General features: G+C 57.9%; 20 protein-coding genes. 8 read left to right on the top strand and 12 right to left on the bottom strand.

Annotation, left to right across the window (positions count from 1 at the left end; genetic code table 11):
• Positions 1-149: 149 nt before the first annotated feature.
• From ACTIE1_RS01320 to ACTIE1_RS01300, 5 genes are all read right to left on the bottom strand, one after another.
• Positions 150-2,360 carry a methyl-accepting chemotaxis protein gene (locus tag ACTIE1_RS01320; protein ID WP_439563233.1) on the bottom strand — a complete coding sequence of 737 codons (2,211 nt, stop codon included), beginning with the start codon at positions 2,358-2,360 and terminating at the stop codon, positions 150-152.
• A gap of 97 nt (positions 2,361-2,457) precedes the next feature.
• The gene (locus ACTIE1_RS01315; protein WP_439560181.1) at positions 2,458-4,113 is read right to left on the bottom strand and encodes a methyl-accepting chemotaxis protein; all 1,656 of its coding nucleotides are present in this window, start codon (positions 4,111-4,113) and stop codon (positions 2,458-2,460) included.
• A complete protein-coding gene (locus ACTIE1_RS01310; RefSeq protein WP_439560182.1) occupies positions 4,104-4,454 on the bottom strand; it encodes a hypothetical protein in 351 nt (116 codons plus the stop codon). The genes ACTIE1_RS01315 and ACTIE1_RS01310 overlap by 10 nt, the downstream gene beginning before the upstream one ends.
• A gap of 110 nt (positions 4,455-4,564) precedes the next feature.
• Entirely contained in the window at positions 4,565-5,083 is a 519-nt protein-coding gene (locus tag ACTIE1_RS01305) for a chemotaxis protein CheD (RefSeq protein WP_439560183.1), read from the bottom strand.
• On the bottom strand, positions 5,080-6,087 hold the full coding sequence (locus tag ACTIE1_RS01300) for a CheB methylesterase domain-containing protein (protein ID WP_439560184.1): 1,008 nt from the start codon (positions 6,085-6,087) through the stop codon (positions 5,080-5,082). Before ACTIE1_RS01300 ends, ACTIE1_RS01305 begins: the two co-directional genes overlap by 4 nt.
• A 213-nt stretch (positions 6,088-6,300) precedes the next feature.
• Between ACTIE1_RS01300 and ACTIE1_RS01295 the strand changes: the two genes are divergently transcribed.
• The 8 genes from ACTIE1_RS01295 to ACTIE1_RS01260 all read left to right on the top strand — a co-directional run bounded on the left by ACTIE1_RS01295 (position 6,301) and on the right by ACTIE1_RS01260 (position 12,166).
• The gene (locus ACTIE1_RS01295) at positions 6,301-6,576 is read left to right on the top strand and encodes an STAS domain-containing protein (protein WP_439560185.1); all 276 of its coding nucleotides are present in this window, start codon (positions 6,301-6,303) and stop codon (positions 6,574-6,576) included.
• Positions 6,573-6,941 (top strand): response regulator, encoded by a 369-nt coding sequence (locus ACTIE1_RS01290; RefSeq protein WP_439560186.1) that lies wholly within the window; start codon positions 6,573-6,575, stop codon positions 6,939-6,941. Before ACTIE1_RS01295 ends, ACTIE1_RS01290 begins: the two co-directional genes overlap by 4 nt.
• A gap of 5 nt (positions 6,942-6,946) precedes the next feature.
• Positions 6,947-9,049 (top strand): chemotaxis protein CheA, encoded by a 2,103-nt coding sequence (locus ACTIE1_RS01285; RefSeq protein ID WP_439560187.1) that lies wholly within the window; start codon positions 6,947-6,949, stop codon positions 9,047-9,049.
• Positions 9,050-9,053: 4 nt separating this feature from the next.
• Positions 9,054-9,524 (top strand): chemotaxis protein CheW, encoded by a 471-nt coding sequence (locus ACTIE1_RS01280; RefSeq protein WP_439563232.1) that lies wholly within the window; start codon positions 9,054-9,056, stop codon positions 9,522-9,524.
• 5 nt (positions 9,525-9,529) lie between these two features.
• On the top strand, positions 9,530-10,375 hold the full coding sequence (locus tag ACTIE1_RS01275) for a protein-glutamate O-methyltransferase (protein ID WP_439563231.1): 846 nt from the start codon (positions 9,530-9,532) through the stop codon (positions 10,373-10,375).
• A 116-nt stretch (positions 10,376-10,491) separates the two neighbouring features.
• The gene (locus ACTIE1_RS01270) at positions 10,492-10,881 is read left to right on the top strand and encodes a response regulator (RefSeq protein WP_439560190.1); all 390 of its coding nucleotides are present in this window, start codon (positions 10,492-10,494) and stop codon (positions 10,879-10,881) included.
• On the top strand, positions 10,878-11,279 hold the full coding sequence (locus ACTIE1_RS01265; protein WP_439560191.1) for a hypothetical protein: 402 nt from the start codon (positions 10,878-10,880) through the stop codon (positions 11,277-11,279). The genes ACTIE1_RS01270 and ACTIE1_RS01265 overlap by 4 nt, the downstream gene beginning before the upstream one ends.
• Before the next feature lie 389 nt (positions 11,280-11,668).
• Entirely contained in the window at positions 11,669-12,166 is a 498-nt protein-coding gene (locus ACTIE1_RS01260; RefSeq protein ID WP_439560192.1) for a Hint domain-containing protein, read from the top strand.
• A gap of 48 nt (positions 12,167-12,214) precedes the next feature.
• On the opposite strand, the gene tpiA is transcribed toward ACTIE1_RS01260, so the two are convergent.
• From tpiA to trxA, 7 genes are all read right to left on the bottom strand, one after another.
• Complete coding sequence (tpiA, locus tag ACTIE1_RS01255; RefSeq protein ID WP_439560193.1) at positions 12,215-12,949, bottom strand: triose-phosphate isomerase; 735 nt, start codon at positions 12,947-12,949, stop codon at positions 12,215-12,217.
• Between the two features lie 54 nt (positions 12,950-13,003).
• Positions 13,004-13,393: a HesB/IscA family protein gene (locus ACTIE1_RS01250; protein WP_439560194.1), complete on the bottom strand. Its 390-nt coding sequence runs from the start codon at positions 13,391-13,393 to the stop codon at positions 13,004-13,006.
• Positions 13,393-13,959, bottom strand: coding sequence for a sugar O-acetyltransferase (locus tag ACTIE1_RS01245; protein WP_439560195.1), 567 nt, complete (start codon positions 13,957-13,959; stop codon positions 13,393-13,395). The genes ACTIE1_RS01250 and ACTIE1_RS01245 overlap by 1 nt, the downstream gene beginning before the upstream one ends.
• Entirely contained in the window at positions 13,959-14,315 is a 357-nt protein-coding gene (locus ACTIE1_RS01240; protein ID WP_439560196.1) for an SUF system Fe-S cluster assembly protein, read from the bottom strand. The genes ACTIE1_RS01245 and ACTIE1_RS01240 overlap by 1 nt, the downstream gene beginning before the upstream one ends.
• Before the next feature lie 96 nt (positions 14,316-14,411).
• Positions 14,412-15,716: an ATP-dependent protease ATPase subunit HslU gene (gene hslU, locus ACTIE1_RS01235; RefSeq protein ID WP_439560197.1), complete on the bottom strand. Its 1,305-nt coding sequence runs from the start codon at positions 15,714-15,716 to the stop codon at positions 14,412-14,414.
• Positions 15,713-16,264 carry an ATP-dependent protease subunit HslV gene (hslV, locus tag ACTIE1_RS01230; RefSeq protein ID WP_439560198.1) on the bottom strand — a complete coding sequence of 184 codons (552 nt, stop codon included), beginning with the start codon at positions 16,262-16,264 and terminating at the stop codon, positions 15,713-15,715. Before hslV ends, hslU begins: the two co-directional genes overlap by 4 nt.
• Before the next feature lie 109 nt (positions 16,265-16,373).
• Positions 16,374-16,694 (bottom strand): thioredoxin, encoded by a 321-nt coding sequence (gene trxA, locus ACTIE1_RS01225; RefSeq protein ID WP_439560199.1) that lies wholly within the window; start codon positions 16,692-16,694, stop codon positions 16,374-16,376.
• Positions 16,695-16,722 lie beyond the last annotated feature (28 nt).

Genomic DNA, 16,722 nt, shown 5'->3' with positions numbered 1-16,722 from the left:
GCCACGCTATTGGTGGCATGGCCGTGTCCGTTTTCAAACGCTGCGCCGCGCTGCAACCGGCCTGTCAACCATGATCAGTGCAGATCCTGCCAGGCATTGGCCCCAGATCGCGAAGTGCCAGTCCTGACACTCCGCGGCGATGCGCGGCCTTAGAACTCAAGCAGCCGGGCCTGTGCCCCATCTGCTTGCGTTCCTCCCGCGCGTTTGGACTGGAAACCAACCACAGAGGATGCCTTTTCCGCCTTTGGCATCCGCAACACATTGGCAACCGAACCAGAGGATTTGCTGAACTTGAATTTGGACAGTTCGCCCAGCAAGATATCGGCCTGTTGCTGCAAGGAACCGGCAGCGGCGTTGGTTTCCTCTGCCACAGCGGCGTTTTGCTGTGTCACCTGATCAAGCTGGTTCACACCTGAGTTGATTTCCCCCAAGGCGCTGGACTGGTCCGCAGCGGCAATCGCGATCGAGGATGCCTGATCGGACACATCTTTTGCCTTGTGCAGAATCTGTTCCAGGCTGCCACCTGTCCGTGTCACCAAGGATGACCCCGCCTCCACCTGCTGTGCGCTCTCCGAGATCAAACCCTTGATCTCTCTTGCTGATTCCGAGGCACGCTGGGCAAGACCGCGGACTTCCGACGCAACCACGGCAAATCCCCGGCCAGCCTCGCCCGCGCGCGCGGCTTCCACACCGGCGTTCAACGCCAGAAGGTTGGTCTGGAACGCAATATCATCGATTACCCCGATGATACGGTTGATCTGGTCAGAGGACTTCTCGATTTTTTGCATTGCCGCAATCGCATCGCGAACAATCTCGGTTCCTTCTTCTGCGATATGGCGGTTGTCACGCGTCACATTCTCGGCTGTTTTTGCCAGCGCCGCCGTCGAACGCACACTTTCCGTAAGCTCGTTCAGCGCCGCTGCGGATTGCTCCAGCGTCGCCGCCTGTGTTTCAGCACGACCTGACAAATCCTGTGCAGCGGATGTAATCTCCTCCGATCCACCGCGAACCTGTTCAGCAACAGAAACGATACGCGACATCGTGTCCGCCAGATTTGCTGCAACTGTGTTGAACGCGGACCGAAGTTCCTCATACTCCGCAGGGAAAGGGTCATGCGCGGGGCTCGGGATGGCATGCGTCAGTTCGCCTTGCGCCAAGCGCGTCAAGGCATCTTCCACATCGCGCACAACACGCGTCTGGCGACGCCGCTCCTGTTCTTGTTTTTCGTTGGCCAGTGCTTCCGTGCGGCGCGCTTCCTCCTCTGCGTGAAGTCGCGCAGTTGCATTGTCTTTGAATACCGACAACGCCCGTCCCATTTGCGCAAGATCACCGGAACCATCGGCATCCGTGATCTCGACCGACAGGTCACCTTCTGCCAGACGTGTCGTCTGCTGAACAAGATTGCCCAACCGGCGCGACAGCGAATAGGACAAGGTTGCGGCAATCAGCGCACCCAAAATCACGGCAAACGCCACACCCGCAAGAACAGAGAACACAGTCCTGTCGATCAGATCATGCGCAGACTCTTTCAGCGCCGTTCCCTCGGCCAACACTTCGGCGCGCACGCGGGCCAGTTGCGCCATCACTTCTGTTGTGGTCGCATTTACAACATCCAGTGCCGCGCGGCTGGCCATTTCCACCTCGCGAATTTCACCGGTGTTTGCCCAGAACTCGGCCAGGCCGCGCTGCGTAACACCAAGAAGCGTCCGTTCGTCGCTGGTCAGGCCTGCTGTGGCCAGACGCGACAGATAGCCGAGCGTGGCCTCGTATGGCGCGGTGGCCGTGTCGAGTTCTGACGGGGGCATACCGTCAATGAAACGGTCAACCCGGACCCGCGTGACAAGAAAATTCTCGGAGGCGCGCAAGGCAAGATAGGCTGCCGAATCGGCCTCACGCTCTTCCAGAATACTGACAAGGCGGCCAAGGTTTCGACGATGCTCGATCCCCAGATCCTGCAGGTCGGATTTCAGTATCTCGCGCTGGTCGTAGAACCCGACAAAGGTCGAAAGCTCCTCCAGATGGCGGTCGTTCAGGATCGCCATGTCCAATCCGGAGCGGAAACCACTTTGCGCAAGCGCTTGGGCCGCGTCCCGAACCTGCTGCATTTCGATGGCCACGCGCTCTGCATCGGCCGGGTCGGCCGTGCGTCTGTATTGCTCCAGCGCCAGGCCAGCTTCGGTAACCTCGCGGCCCAGATCAACGGCAGATATTGTCACGTCCGTTGCGGTTTCGATTTCGGAAACCGCCCCGGTCATTGATGTCAGCCGTTGCCAGCTAAACATGCCCAATGCGACGATCAGGATGATAATAATTGAAAAACTGCTGGCGATTTGTGTAGCTGTCTTGGTGTTTTTTAACATGATGACCCTCGGGGCTTAGCTGTAGTGTTTGGTTGTTTCAGGCGCAGATTGCCGTCAGGGACGGAACCTGCCCATGTGCCGGTTGGTTGAAATGTGACTATGATGCACTCCTCGCGAAACGGATTTCGGGGGACGCGTCGGAACGGTCTGCCATATCCTCGATGTCAGACCAGTCCATCTTTCCTGGTGTGGTCAGATAGGATTGCAAGGTGGCGACAAGTTCATCAGCTTGCTTGCCAATTCTGATTGCCACTGCCTGGGTATCTTGTGCGGCATCCTGTGTCTGGGTATTGCCAGCTTCCGCCTGCACCATGACCGCGTCTGTGCGGTGCAGCCCAGCCAGCTGGTCCGTGGATGCGGCGCTGATACCATCCATAAGCACGCGCACCTGAGAGGCACGTTCAACAATTCCGGACAGGGCCTCTTTCGTGCGGCGCACCAGGCTGGACCCGTCACTGACATGACCGGAGCCTTGTGCAATAAGGGTGCGGATCTCCCTTGCGGATCCGGACGCGCGTTCTGCCAGACCGCGCACTTCTGCGGCAACAACGGCAAAGCCGCGCCCTGCTTCCCCCGCCCTGGCCGCCTCGACCCCTGCGTTCAGGGCAAGAAGGTTGGTCTGGAAGGCGATATCCTCGATCACGCCGATAATGCGCGAAATCTGCTCGGAGCTTTCTTCGATGGCGCGCATTGCCTCGACGGCGTCTTCCATGATGCTGCGCCCTGCCGTGGCCTGACTTTCGCTTTCGCGGCTTTCTTCGGTCGCTTTGCGGGAATCCGAATGGCTGGAGTCCACGAGTTCAATCACCCTCTGAAGGGCGGTGCGGCCGTCACGCAAGCTGCTGGACTGGGCTTGCGCGCGCTCGAACAATTGCTGGGCAGCGCGTTCAATCTCGACCGCTTCGGACCGAACTGCCCCAGCCACCAGATCAACGCGGACCAGAAGGTCGTCTTGCAAAAGCAATGTCTGGTTATAGGCCTGCCGGATACTCTCGTATTCCACGGGGAATGGATCATGCTCATCGCTGTCGATGGGCGTTTTCAGGTTCCCTTCTGACAACCGCAGCAGACCGGCTTCAAGTTCACGAACAACACGTTGTTGGCGTGCCGCTTCCGCCGCTTTCTGCTGGGCAAGGGTTTCAGCCTGTTCGGCCTGAACCCGTCGCAGGTTTTCTGCGTCATGACGCGCTGTTTGCGCCTTTGCGGCCGAGTCTGCGGCTTGCAGCAAGGCCCTGCGGACAAGCAACGCAATTATGACAAGCGCGGCCGCCTCGACCAGAAGAATAGCGGCATGTAGCAATACGCGCCCGATATCTGTGCCACCGGGCAGCACGGCAGCGGGCAAAGCCAGCGTCAAGGCCAGATGGTGAACGGCCACCAGCGCTGTATAAAGAACAATCGCGCGCCAGTTGCAATATATCCCCAGAACCGCCAGCGCCGCGAAAAACTGCATGTGCATATCCGGCTGCCACGGATGTCCGGCAAACTGCGCCACCGGCAATGCAACCCCGATCGCCAGCGCCGCCGCCGAGGTCAGTTGCACACTTTCGCCGGCCGGATTGCGTTTGTATTCAAAGGTCGTGACCCCAGCAAGCGCGACCATAAGCACAAGGATGTAGGTCGAGGGCACCGCCAGCACCCACGCGATTATGGCCACTTGTGCGACCATTCCCCATAACAGCAGGCAAATTCCGAATGCGCCGCGCTTGCGGATTTCAAGAAGCATGTCAGGCGCTGTAGTGGTTATCGCCATTGCTGGTTTTCCTTTGATATAGGGGGGGGCGCGCATAGCACAGCAGACCGCAGGGAAAGCTGGACGGCAGGTTGGGCAACAAGGCCCGCCAGACCCGTTTTCATATGTTCCGGCAGGTCGGATATATCGAGTTCCACCAGATAGCCGTTCCAGTGCAAATTCCGTATTGGCAGGCCAAGCGCGGCGGTTTCTTGTAAAACAGTTGCCTGTGACAGCATCGGAGAGAATAGCAGGGCTGTTACGCTGTCCTGCGGGGCGGGCGACAACTGCATTACGCCCAATGCGACAAGTCCCGTTAGGGAAACCGCGACTGGAAAAATTTTTTCAGACTGCCCAAGCATTTCTCTGGCCCTTTAACTTTACGCCATAATAGCGCCTGCATGTTAATGAGTGCTTATCGCCCACGGGCTTAGGCGCCATTCTTCGCGATGTTCAGACCAATGCGCTGCATTCAGAACAGCTCAACCTCGCCGGATTGCGGACGCACAGGCTTTTCGACAAGCGGCGGCGCCTCGTTTCCAAGGAGTTGAACCTGAACACGCCCGCTTGTCGGCCAGAACCGGACGCGCCGGGCCTCGTTGCCACATAGATCGCCATTCACAATGCGAATCCCGTCATTCTGAAGGATACGCTGGGCCGCGTCCGCATTCCGCCGCCCGATATCCGGCAAGGAGGGCATCATCCTTGCGCCACCGAACAGCTTGGCCTGCATACGAGAACGCATCGCCCCCTGGCGTAGCAATCCGTTGATCAGTGTCTCCATAGCTGCAGCGGCATACCGTATGTCGCCCGACCCGGATATCGGGTCCGGCAGCAGAAAATGGTTCATGCCGCCGATCCCCCGTTCGGGATCGAAGATGCAAGCGGCCACGCACGACCCAAGGACTGTTGTGATCACAACATCCGGCTGCTCGGAGATACGATGTTCCCCCTGGACGATATGAATGACCTTCTTGTGCAGATCAGTCATGGCATGACCCTTCCCTGACGCAGGGCCGTGCGTGACTGCGCGCGCAGCAGCGCCTTGCCAATAAATGCGAGGGGAAGCACATCGACCACCGCGCCCAGTTCAACGGCGACACGCGGCATGCCCCAGACGACCGAACTGCCCTTGTCCTGCGCAACGGTATAGGCGCCCGCCGCGCGCAGACTGCGCATGCCCGCGGCACCATCAGCCCCCATGCCGGTAAGGATGGCAGCACTGATGGAAATTCTGTCCGCAAGCTGCGCTGCCTGTTCGAACAACACATCCACAGACGGGCAATGGCCCGAAACCGCGTCCCCTTCTATCAGGCGCGCCTGCAACCCGCCGCGTTGGACAACCCCAAGGTGGCGGTCATTTCCTGCGGCCACATAGACGTTCCCAACACGCAGCGGCGCCCCGTTTCCGGCGGCAACAACATTCGGGCGGACAGTTTCATTCAGGCGGCGGATAAACCCCTCCGCGAATCCGGGGCGGATATGTTGCACCACCATCGTGGGCGGGCAATCCTCGGGGAAACCGGACAAAATTGTTTCAAGCGCGGTAATTCCGCCCGTCGATGCACCAATCAGCACCAGCTTGTTCGCCACCGGCCCCGCCGGCGCAGACATGATTCTTGTGACCTTGGGTTCTGCCGCAACGGGGCTGGCAGCCACCAGCCCTGCAGATAACAAGGTTACAAGCCGCCCGGCTGATTCGCGGCCATCAAGCCGGAACACCTTGTAGGGCGCATCAACCATCCCGTCGCCATAGATCAGCACCTGTGCTGAAATCATTTGCAGCATATCCATCAGGACGGAAAATTCCGTCACGCGCACAAAATCCGCAGCGATTGCAACACGTTTGGGCACATGCTGTTCAGCAAGCTGATAGGTTTCGCCAAGCGTGCCAGCATCAATGACGCAATCAACCCCGGCGTCGGCGCAATGTGCCAACAGCATTGCGCGTCTGGCGCGATTCGGGTCTGCAATAAGAATTACCGGATCAATCACAAGAAGCTCCTTCCGCATCTGCGTCCAAGCTACTCCAGACTGTTTAAGAAATTCTGTGCGTCGGCCTGTCATCAGGATTAAAAGAACCGACGCGCTCGAAACCAATTCTTAAGAGAGCGATGCTACCCCTCGGACAGATGCGAAGAAAACGTCGCATGTCGTATTTGGAACGACTTGTCTGAAATTATCGCCAGATTGCGAAATGGGGGTGCCATGCCAGAATTGAAACTGCCAGAGGTTCTCGACCAGCGGGGTGCGCAGCTTGTTGCCACGCAACTTCTGGACAGATTGGGAGAGGATATTGTCCTTGACGCAAGTGACGTCAGGCGGCTTGGCGGTGCCGGTTTGGAAATGCTGATCTCCGCCCATCGCCAATGGCACGAAGACGGCCTGCAATTCGAAACACGACACTGGCCCGACACCATATTGAACGCTTTTGAAATTCTGGGCGTGGACCCAAAGGTATTGAATGTAGAGGTGCAGAAATGACGGCGCGTATTCTGGCTGTTGATGATTCTCCGACGATACGCGGCCTTGTCGCGAATGTGCTGCGCAAGGCCGGCTTCGAGGTGTATCTTGCCTCGGATGGTGTTGAAGGCGTGGGAACCCTGTCAGACGCGGATCCGGATCTTATTATCACGGATATCAACATGCCCAAAATGGATGGCTTTGGCCTGATTGAGACTGTGCGCGCCACCGGAAGCTATTCCAGCATCCCGATTCTGGTGCTGACAACCGAAAGCAGCACCGATCTTAAGACGCGTGCACGCAACGCGGGCGCGACCGGCTGGATCGTCAAACCCTTCGATGATGAACGCTTGCTGGCCGTGATCAACCGCGTATTGGGGAGGTAGGCGCAATGCCCGATATGGACGAATTTCTAGAGATGTTCTTTGTCGAGTGTGATGAATTGCTCGACAATCTGGCGACCGGCCTGCGCGAGATGGAACTGCCCGATCACGAAATGGAAACCGTTCACTCCGTGTTCAGGGCGGTTCATTCGATGAAAGGGGCCGCAGCCGCATTCGGGTTGGCCGATCTGGTGACATTCGCGCATCGTTTCGAAACAGTTCTGGACCTTCTGCGTTCTGACCGGCTGGTCGCGAATGAGGACGTGATGGCCGTTCTGCATCGCTCCTCGGATTTGCTGACCGATCTTGTCGCGGCCGCGCGAAACTCGGCCCCGGCAGACCAGACCCGCATTGAAGACCTGCTTGGCGAGTTGGACCGCCTGATCGGTGATGAGGGGGATGATGACGATCAGGAAATAGAATTCGTTCCGCTGACACTGGATTTTGCCCCCTTGGGCGCACCGGTCGGGCAGTCCACTTACATGATTATGTTCACTCCGGACCCGGAGATGTATCGAACCGGCAACGACCCTGTCGCCTTGCTCACTGCGATTGGGCAACTCGGGGATGCATCGGTTTCGGTGAATACCGCGAATGTCCCCAGGCTGTCTGACTGGTCGGTCGAAGAAACACGCCTGAGCTGGCAAGTCGAGCTGACCACAGCCGCACCATTGGCAGATATACAGCAGATTTTCGAGTTTGTTGTCGATTGTTGTCAGGTCGATATCAATGAACATGGCCCCGGCCTGCTGCCGGAGGATTGCGGGGTTTCAGCTGATCCACCGGACCAAATTGCAGCAAGCCCCCAAGGCGTGGAGACGCGTCTGCCGGAAACGGATGATAGCGTGAAACCTGGCGCATCTGCCGGAACACCGTCCGTTCAGAACACGCAAACCAACGCGCAATCTGCGACCATAAGGGTCAGTCTGGACCGCGTGGACAAGCTGATGAACATGATTGGCGAGTTGGTCATCAAAGAGGCAATGCTCTATCAGGTCGTGGAAACCGCAGGCTTCACAGAAGAACCCGATGTCGTCACAGCGCTGGAAGGTATTCGGCAACTGGCCGGCGACATTCAGGAAAGCGTCATGTCCATCAGGGCACAACCCCTGAAACTGGTATTTCAACGGATGCATCGCATTTTGCGCGAAGCTGCAGACGCAACCGGAAAGAAAGTAAGACTGGAAACCTTGGGCGAAAACACCGAGGTTGACAAAACCATGATCGAAAGGCTGATCGATCCTCTGACGCATATGATCCGCAACTCAATCGATCATGGTCTGGAAGACGCGGTAACCCGCCAGCGTCGCGGAAAGCCGCAAGAAGGTACGATTACCTTGTCTGCGGCACACAGGTCCGGACGTGTTCAGATCGAGGTGTCCGACGATGGCGGCGGTATCAATCGTGAACGCGTCCGCAAAATCGCCGAGGATCGTGGCTTGATTCCACCCGGTGCCGTGCTCTCGGCGAACGAAGTGGACTCCCTGCTTTTTCTTCCGGGCTTCTCGTCCAAGGAAGAAGTCTCTGCACTGTCAGGGCGCGGCGTCGGGCTGGATGTCGTGCGCCGCGAAATTATGTCGCTTGGCGGCCGCGTGATGATTCAGTCCAAAGAGGGCGAAGGAACAACCTTCTCGATCGCACTTCCGCTGACACTCGCTGTTTTGGAAGGCATGCTTATTCAGCTGCGCGACCAGACGATGGTCCTGCCGATCACTGCGGTTCAGGAAACATTGCGGCCAACTTCGGCAACCCTTCACGGGATCGGCAAGAATGGCAGGGTGCTCTCAAACCGGGGGGAACTGATTCCGATAATCGACCTGGCCTGTTCCTTCGGGCTTCGCCACACCCCCGCTACGCTTGATGGCGGCGTTCTTATTGTGGTCGAGACCGACACACATAAACGGGCCGCCTTGCATGTCGACGGAATATTCGATCAGCGACAGGTCGTCATCAAAAGTCTGGAAGAAAACTACGGACGGGTGCCAGGTGTGTCCGCCGCAACAATTCTGGGCGATGGAAATATCGCCCTGATCATCGACCCGGAAGAAATCGTCCTTTCGTCATTGTCCGAGCAAGGTCGCTCTGCAATGCCCTTCGCAGCAAACGGATAACAAGATGCTAGAAACCATGTCCCACAGTTCAGCCGGCAAACAAGAAGTTGTCGCATTCAAACTTGCAGAACAGGACTTCTGCATTGATATCAATCTAGTACGCGAAATTCGCGGATGGACACCAACCACGGTCCTGCCTCATGCACCCAGCTATGTGAAGGGGGTGATCAATCTGCGCGGGTCCGTTGTCACGGTTGTCGACCTTTCCGCGCGGCTGGGCTTCGGGCCGTCAGATCCCTCGCAACGCCATGTCGTGATCATCGCCTTCCATGAGGGCAGGATCGTTGGCCTGTTGGCAGATCTTGTGTCAGACATCGTAACGATTGAGGATGAGAACATTCAAGCTGTTCCCGATATCGCATCCGACCCGTCCCGAGAGTTCATCACGGGCATGATCACCTTCGACGATGGCCGGATTCTGCGCAAAATCGACCTTGCACAGCTGCTCCCTGCCCCGCAACTTGCCCATGCGTGAACCATATGCTTGTTGAAACACAGCCTTCACTGACGCCGGACCAATTCAACCGGATTGCAAAAATCGTACATGACGATTCGGGTATTGTCCTGACAGAAGCAAAGCGCGGTTTGCTGATGGCACGCCTGAACCGGCGCCTTCGCGTGTTGGGCCTGTCCGAGTATGGTGCATATTGCACCCTGCTGGACGGCCCTGACGGGTCAGAGGAACGTCGGAAAATGTTGTCGGCTGTCACGACGAATGTGACAGCATTTTTCCGGGAAGCCCATCATTTCGAAAGCCTGGCAAGCCAGGTCCTGCCGCCATTGATCGAAACCGCACGCAAGGGCGGGCGTGTCCGGCTTTGGTCTGCAGCGTGTTCGTCTGGCGAAGAAGCCTATTCAATCGCCATGACGGTGCTGGAAGCCTTTCCAGATGTGGCACGCTATGATCTTCTGATTCTTGCTACCGACATTGACCCGCTGATGGTTGAGAAGGCCGAAACCGGCATATATTCAGAGGCATCGCTGCAAGGGCTGGACCCGACAAGGCTACGGACACATTTCAGCCCTTCAGGAAATTCCTACGAGATACGCGCATCACTGCGCAACATCATGCGTTTTGCAGAACTGAATTTGCATCAGGATTGGCCGTTTGCGGCAAAGTTCGACGTCATTTTCTGCCGCAATGTGGTGATCTACTTTGATGGCAATGCGCGCAGGCTGCTGTGGCAGCGCTTTTCAAACCAGCTTCATCCAGGCGGACATCTGTTTATTGGCCATTCCGAACGGCTGGACGGATCGGCAAGTGCGATGTTCCGTCTGGCAGGGCCAACGCACTATATCGCGACAACGCCGGAATCGGCGCGTTAGGTCATGTCGGGCATGCACGGACCATTCGTCCCGCAGGCAGGGGCGCGAAAATTCACGCCTGCGTCGATCCATGAATAACGAAACCCGTTCCAAGACGAATAACAAAGGAAACCCCGATGCTTCTAAAATCTCAGCTTCATGTGATGGTCGTTGATGACATGTCTGTCAGTCGCGGCCTCATAGAACAAGCGCTTGACTGGGCAGGAATTTCGAATGTGCAATATGAGGCAAATGGAGAAAGCGCGCTGAAACGGCTTGTGGCATCGCCGGTTCATCTTGTGATTTCGGATTATAACATGCCCGGAATGGACGGTATCACCCTGCTTGAGGCATTGCGTTCCAACAAATCGACCCACCGAATGGGGTTCATTCTGATTACCGGCAAGGCAGATCGCGCCCTGCTGGAACGCGGCCAACGCGCGGGCATGAACAATTTTCTGACCAAGCCTTTTACCAAGGAAGCATTGCTGCGCTGTATTGAATCCGTGACGGGCAAGCTGCAATGACATGCTCAAGAGCGCTTGCCAGAAAATCCGAAGTGTCACATCCGCATGAGGAGACCCGCGTATCAATTTCCGAAGGGCTGTTGCGCGCAGTGGATGAAGCCAGGTTCCTGTCCCTGGAAGCGGAGTGTCTGGACGCCACGATCGGGGCTGCATTCGCGCAAGTCGGCAGAGCCGATGCAACGCGCTTGCAAAATGCAGACCTGTTACGTCAGGGCCTTGATGGATTGGCGCAATATCTGGAGGCGCTCACCAGCACAATCGACGACAAGGGGACCTGTTGCCCTGCGGCTGCGGCTGCGGGGTTGCTGATGGCGGCACAATCGAAACGGCTGCAGAAGGCCGCCCCTTCGGAACAGAAATCCACGGCACAAGATTGTAGCGAGTTCTGGGGGGACTGAAACGGGGTTGTCAGGCCTTGAAGCAGTGCCAACTTGCAGGCTGTAGCGAACAGATCAAGCTGCCCTGCCGGCATAGTGCTGTTTAGAAAACTTTGCAGTTGTCACAACAGTTGTCTGGTGTGACGACACGCAAGCAAAGGGTAAATTGGAACACTGTATTTCAGCCAGAATTTCCCTGCCCTGCCAGCCAAAACGCCCGTCCGATAAAGAGATCAGGATCGAAGCAGCGCGAATTAACCTTGCCAGATGGACATATGCTTTCCGCGTTTTGAACAAAATACTGCCATATTCTCGGTTGATTGTCTCTGAATTGGAAACACTTGCGAAATATGACCGTGTTAACCCTGTCCTTACCTATTTCCGGCATATTTTAGTCAGGAGATTCGAAAATGTTTGAAAATGCAGTCACATTAGCGCCGGCATTGCGCAAGCCACCGCACCCGGCGTCGAAACGGAAGGTGCCCGTCCCTGCGGGTTTGGCCGCTGGCACACATATCCGGACCATCACGGGTCCGCGCCGGATTGAAACGCTTATGGCCGGGGATTTGTTGCTGGACATTGACGATCAGATTGTCGAAATCCGGTCGGTTCGAAAATTCACAGTCCAAGGTGACGAGCTGGTCCGAATAGCACCTTCCACTTTTGGGGCGCGCGCATCACACAACCCTGCGGATACGCTTCTTGTCACCCGGGATCAGAAACTTGCGGTTCAGGATTGGCGCAGCCATATAATCTTTGGCAAGCCGGTCCTCAGCCCTGCCGATGCGCTTGTTGACGGTATTCAAGTGTGCACGGTGAGGGTTAAAAACATACAGTTCTGCGCGCTTTCTTTCGACACACCGACCGTCATCGAAGCAAACGGAATCTATGCATTGGCAAGCGCATAGGCGCCGCGCATCAGACGACCCAATCTACCGCGACGATCAGGGACGGTTTCAGGCAGCCCCCAAAGCCGCAACAATCGCGCCAAAATCGCTTGCATTCAACGAAGCCCCGCCAACAAGCGCGCCATCCACGTTCGGGATCGCAAAAATCTCGGCCGCGTTCGCGGGCTTGACCGAACCACCATACAAAAGCGGGATTGCGCCATCGGGCACATGCGCACGCAACGCATCATGGACCTCGGCAATCTGTTCCAGCGTGGGTGTGCGCCCCGTACCGATCGCCCAGACAGGTTCATAGGCCACAACAGTATTTGACGCCGTTGCCTGTTCGGGCAATGATTCGGACAATTGCGACAGAACGACATCAAGGGTTTCCCCTGCATCGCGCTGCGCTTCTGTTTCGCCAACGCATATAATCGCAACCAGCCCGGCTTCATGCGCGGCACGCGCCTTTTGTGCAACCAGTCCGGATGTTTCCCCATGATCGGCGCGCCGTTCGGAATGGCCCAGGATGACATGATGCGCACCTGCATCAAACAGCATTGCGGCCGAAATATCACCTGTATGCGCGCCCTTGGCGGCGGTATGGCAATCCTGCCCGCCCACACGGACAGAGGTGCCGACCAAACTGGCCGCCATCGCCCCGATCAGGGTCGCGGGGGGGCATAATACGATATCCACTGAGGAGGACGGAAACTCCGCGGCCAGTTTGCGGGCCTCCTGCACATCAGCGCGAAGACCATTCATCTTCCAATTGCCAGCGGCCAGCTTGCGCGGAGCATTCATACCTGTCCCTTTCGATATTTCGTCCCAGATACCGGCTCTCGGCAGATGATGCAATCAGCCGCTGCGCGCCGAATTCATGCGTTCGGTCAATGTCTCGACATCGTCGAATTTTATCGATTCACCGCATCCGCACGCATCCGTCACATTCGGGTTGCGGAACCGGAACGCGCTTTCGATCAGGCTGATCTCGTAATCGATTTCCGTCCCGAACAAGAACATCTGCGCCATGGGCGCGATGATCACGCAGGCACCGTCCTGTTCGACCAGTTCTTCATTGTCCTGAACATCCTGTGCGGCTTCCATGGTGTATTCCATGCCCGCACAGCCGCCTTTTTTCACGCCCACGCGCAGCCCTTTGGCACCTTCGCGGTCCATAAGGCGGCGAATTTGACGCACGGCAGCAGGCGTCAATGTGACAGGGGATTTACCGGGAATTGCGAACATCAGTTTCTATCCTTGCAGTTCAGGGTGCGCGCCGGATTTCCGGCAACAGTTACGCCCGCCGCGACATCACGGGTCACCACTGCGCCTGCGCCAATAATGGCGCCGTCACCGACGGTCACACCGGGAAGTATGATTGCACCACCCCCGATCCAGACATCGGCGCCAATGGTGATCGGGCGGCCCCATTCCTCAAGACGGGCGCGCGCAGCCACGTCGCGCGGATGATCGGCCGTCAGTATCTGGACATTCGGGCCAATCTGCGTGCGCGCGCCAATGCGCACGTCGCACACATCCAGAATGACGCAGTTGAAATTCACGAAACACCCTGGCCCGAAATGAATATGCGCCCCGTAATCAACATGAAAGGGCGGGCGAATGACGGCCCCGTTCCAGCTGCCCAGCAGCGCGGTCATCAGCCCTGCGCGGTCCGCATCGCCCATGATCGTCTGGTTGTAATCACGCATCAGCGATTGCGCCTTGTGGCGCATGGCCTTCAGTTCGGGGCAGCCCGGGTCATAGGGGGCGCCCGACAGCATCTTGTCACGTTCGGACAAGGCAGCATCCATTACATGAACCCCAGTTCCAGCCGCGCCTCATCCGACATCATGTCCATGCCCCATTGCGGGTCGAAGGTCATTTCCACATTGACCGATTGCACCCCTGGCACCGCACTGATCGCGTCATGCACCCAGCCGGGCATTTCACCAGCCACGGGACAGCCGGGCGCGGTCAGGGTCATGATGACATCCACCTCGCCCGCGTCAGAAATCGTGATTGTATAGATCAATCCAAGGTCGAATATATTGACCGGAATTTCCGGATCATACACCGTTTTGCACGCCTCGACGGCGGCATCATACAGCGCGTGGTCCGTGCTGGACGGTTTGATCAGCAGATCGCCTTGATTTTCTTCCATGCTCATGCGCCCCGCGCCTTCCTGACTGGCGGTTAAGAACCGCAATACCTGACCAGATATATAAGATAACTTGCCAATCCGTCCAGTGGCGATGCGCAACTGTTACAGAACGTAGCGGCTCAGATCGGTGGATCGGGCCAGATCGCCGATATTCGTTTCAACGAATGCGGCATCCACGGTTACCCCTTGCCCCGCCCTGTCGGGCGCGTGAAAGGACAACTCCTCGAACACACGTTCCATCACTGTATAAAGCCTGCGCGCGCCGATATTCTCGACCGCGTGGTTCACATCGGCGGCAATCTTGGCCAGTGCGGCGATCCCGTCTTCGGTGAAGGTCACCTCGACCGTCTCGGTCGCCATCAGGGCAGTGTACTGGCGTGTCAGCGCATTGTCGGTTTCGGTCAGAATACGCACGAAATCCTGTTCGGTCAGGGCGCGCAGCTCCACACGAATGGGCAAACGCCCTTGCAATTCCGGCAGCAGGTCCGACGGTTTGGCAATATGGAACGCACCAGAGGCGATGAACAGAATATGGTCTGTCTTGACCGGCCCGTGTTTGGTGGACACGGTCGTCCCCTCGATCAGCGGCAGCAGGTCCCGCTGCACCCCTTCGCGGCTAACATCCCCGCCGCGCATATCGGCACGCGCACAGACCTTGTCAATTTCGTCCAGAAAGACAATGCCGTTTTGTTCCACCGCTTCCAGCGCGGCGCGTGTTACCGCCTCATCATCCAGCAGCTTGTCGGCCTCCTCGGCGACCAACAGGTCATGGCTCTCAGAGACGGTCACCTTCTTGCGGGTGGTGCGCCCGCCCATTGCCTTGCCAAACAGATCGCCCAGATTCATCATCTGGCTGCCGGGCTGGCCGGGAATGTCGAACATGGCCCCCATCGGGTTCGATGTGTCGGCCAGCTCTATTTCAATCTCGGTATCATCCAGCTCGCCCGACAGAAGTTTGCGGCGGAACATCTCGCGGGTGGCTTCGCGGGCGTCCTTGCCAGCAATGGCTTCGATCACGCGGTCCTCGGCGGCTTTGTGCGCGCGCGCTTTCACGGCCTCGCGCATATGATCGCGGGTCATGGCAATGGCCGCATCGACCAGATCGCGGATGATTTGTTCAACATCACGCCCGACATAGCCCACTTCGGTGAACTTCGTGGCCTCGACCTTGATGAAGGGCGCGCGCGCCAGCTTGGCCAAACGGCGGCTGATTTCTGTCTTGCCCACACCTGTTGGGCCAATCATCAGAATATTCTTGGGATAGACTTCCTCGCGCAGGTCGGCGGCCAGTTGCTTGCGCCGCCAGCGGTTGCGCAGCGCCACAGCGACAGCGCGCTTGGCATCCTTCTGGCCAATGATGAACCGGTCAAGTTCGCTGACAATCTCGCGCGGGGTCAGGTCGGTCATGGGGTGATCTTCTCCACCGTCAGGTTGCCATTGGTATAAACGCAGATATCGGCAGCAATCGCCATGGCGCGGCGGGCCACATCTTCGGCGGGCAGGTCGGTTTCCATAAGCCCGCGCGCAGCCGCCAGTGCAAAATTCCCGCCAGAGCCGATGGCGGCCACATCATGTTCCGGCTCCAGCACATCGCCCGCGCCGGTAATCACAAACAGGTCGCGCCCGTCCGTGACAATCAGCATCGCTTCCAGCTTTTGCAAATACTTGTCCGTGCGCCAGTCCTTGGCCAGCTCCACCGATGCGCGTGCCAGCTGTCCGGGTGTGGCTTCCAGTTTCGCCTCCAGCCGTTCCAACAGGGTAAACGCATCCGCCGTAGAGCCGGCAAAACCGGCCACCACCGGATAGCCGCCGGGCGACAGCCGCCGCACCTTGCGCGCGCTGCCCTTGATCACCGTCTGGCCCAGCGACACCTGACCATCCCCCGCAACGACCACCTCACCACCGCGGCGCACCGCAATAATGGTGGTCCCGTGCCATCCCGGAAAATCGCTCATCGCGCCCTCTTCATCTTGCTAAAAATACTCTGCCGAAGGCCCCGCAGCCGGCGGGGTCGCGGGCGCGGCAAGGGGCGCGCATCATCTGCGGCCCCTTGCGGCCACAAGATCAGATTTCGCCGCTGATCCAGCTGTCCAGCGCGGATTTCGGCGCTGCACCAACCTTGTTGGACACGACCTGACCGTCCTTGAACATGAACAGCGCCGGAATGCCGCGAATCCCCATCTGGGCGGCAGTGCCGGGGTTTTCATCAACATTGACCTTGGCGATTTTCACACGGCCCGCATACTCTGTGGACAATTCTTCCAGTGCGGGGCCGATCTGTTTGCACGGGCCGCACCATTCGGCCCAGAAATCGACAACTACGGGAATATCGGACTGGCGCACTTCGGCGTCAAAGGTGGCATCGGTAACAGCAACAGTGGGCATCGGCCCCTCCAGATTTTGTGTTTCGGTT

This window comes from Roseinatronobacter sp. (assembly GCF_051859525.1).
Lineage (GTDB): Bacteria > Pseudomonadota > Alphaproteobacteria > Rhodobacterales > Rhodobacteraceae > Roseinatronobacter.
The sequence above is the reverse complement of the archived record's forward strand: the minus strand, read 5'-3'. Positions and strand labels throughout refer to the sequence as shown.

Coding starts and splice junctions, on each gene's coding strand:
- trxA (WP_439560199.1), bottom strand. CDS start 16,694: ATGCCCACTGTTGCTGTTACCGATGCCACCTTTGACGCCGAAGTGCGC.
- ACTIE1_RS01245 (WP_439560195.1), bottom strand. CDS start 13,959: ATGGATGCTGCCTTGTCCGAACGTGACAAGATGCTGTCGGGCGCCCCC.
- ACTIE1_RS01315 (WP_439560181.1), bottom strand. CDS start 4,113: ATGGCGATAACCACTACAGCGCCTGACATGCTTCTTGAAATCCGCAAG.
- ACTIE1_RS01295 (WP_439560185.1), top strand. CDS start 6,301: ATGCCAGAATTGAAACTGCCAGAGGTTCTCGACCAGCGGGGTGCGCAG.
- ACTIE1_RS01250 (WP_439560194.1), bottom strand. CDS start 13,393: ATGTTCGCAATTCCCGGTAAATCCCCTGTCACATTGACGCCTGCTGCC.
- tpiA (WP_439560193.1), bottom strand. CDS start 12,949: ATGAATGCTCCGCGCAAGCTGGCCGCTGGCAATTGGAAGATGAATGGT.
- ACTIE1_RS01320 (WP_439563233.1), bottom strand. CDS start 2,360: ATGTTAAAAAACACCAAGACAGCTACACAAATCGCCAGCAGTTTTTCA.
- ACTIE1_RS01280 (WP_439563232.1), top strand. CDS start 9,054: ATGCTAGAAACCATGTCCCACAGTTCAGCCGGCAAACAAGAAGTTGTC.
- ACTIE1_RS01265 (WP_439560191.1), top strand. CDS start 10,878: ATGACATGCTCAAGAGCGCTTGCCAGAAAATCCGAAGTGTCACATCCG.
- ACTIE1_RS01260 (WP_439560192.1), top strand. CDS start 11,669: ATGTTTGAAAATGCAGTCACATTAGCGCCGGCATTGCGCAAGCCACCG.
- ACTIE1_RS01240 (WP_439560196.1), bottom strand. CDS start 14,315: ATGAGCATGGAAGAAAATCAAGGCGATCTGCTGATCAAACCGTCCAGC.
- hslU (WP_439560197.1), bottom strand. CDS start 15,716: ATGACCGACCTGACCCCGCGCGAGATTGTCAGCGAACTTGACCGGTTC.
- ACTIE1_RS01305 (WP_439560183.1), bottom strand. CDS start 5,083: ATGACTGATCTGCACAAGAAGGTCATTCATATCGTCCAGGGGGAACAT.
- ACTIE1_RS01275 (WP_439563231.1), top strand. CDS start 9,530: ATGCTTGTTGAAACACAGCCTTCACTGACGCCGGACCAATTCAACCGG.
- ACTIE1_RS01285 (WP_439560187.1), top strand. CDS start 6,947: ATGCCCGATATGGACGAATTTCTAGAGATGTTCTTTGTCGAGTGTGAT.
- ACTIE1_RS01310 (WP_439560182.1), bottom strand. CDS start 4,454: ATGCTTGGGCAGTCTGAAAAAATTTTTCCAGTCGCGGTTTCCCTAACG.
- ACTIE1_RS01270 (WP_439560190.1), top strand. CDS start 10,492: ATGCTTCTAAAATCTCAGCTTCATGTGATGGTCGTTGATGACATGTCT.
- ACTIE1_RS01290 (WP_439560186.1), top strand. CDS start 6,573: ATGACGGCGCGTATTCTGGCTGTTGATGATTCTCCGACGATACGCGGC.
- hslV (WP_439560198.1), bottom strand. CDS start 16,264: ATGAGCGATTTTCCGGGATGGCACGGGACCACCATTATTGCGGTGCGC.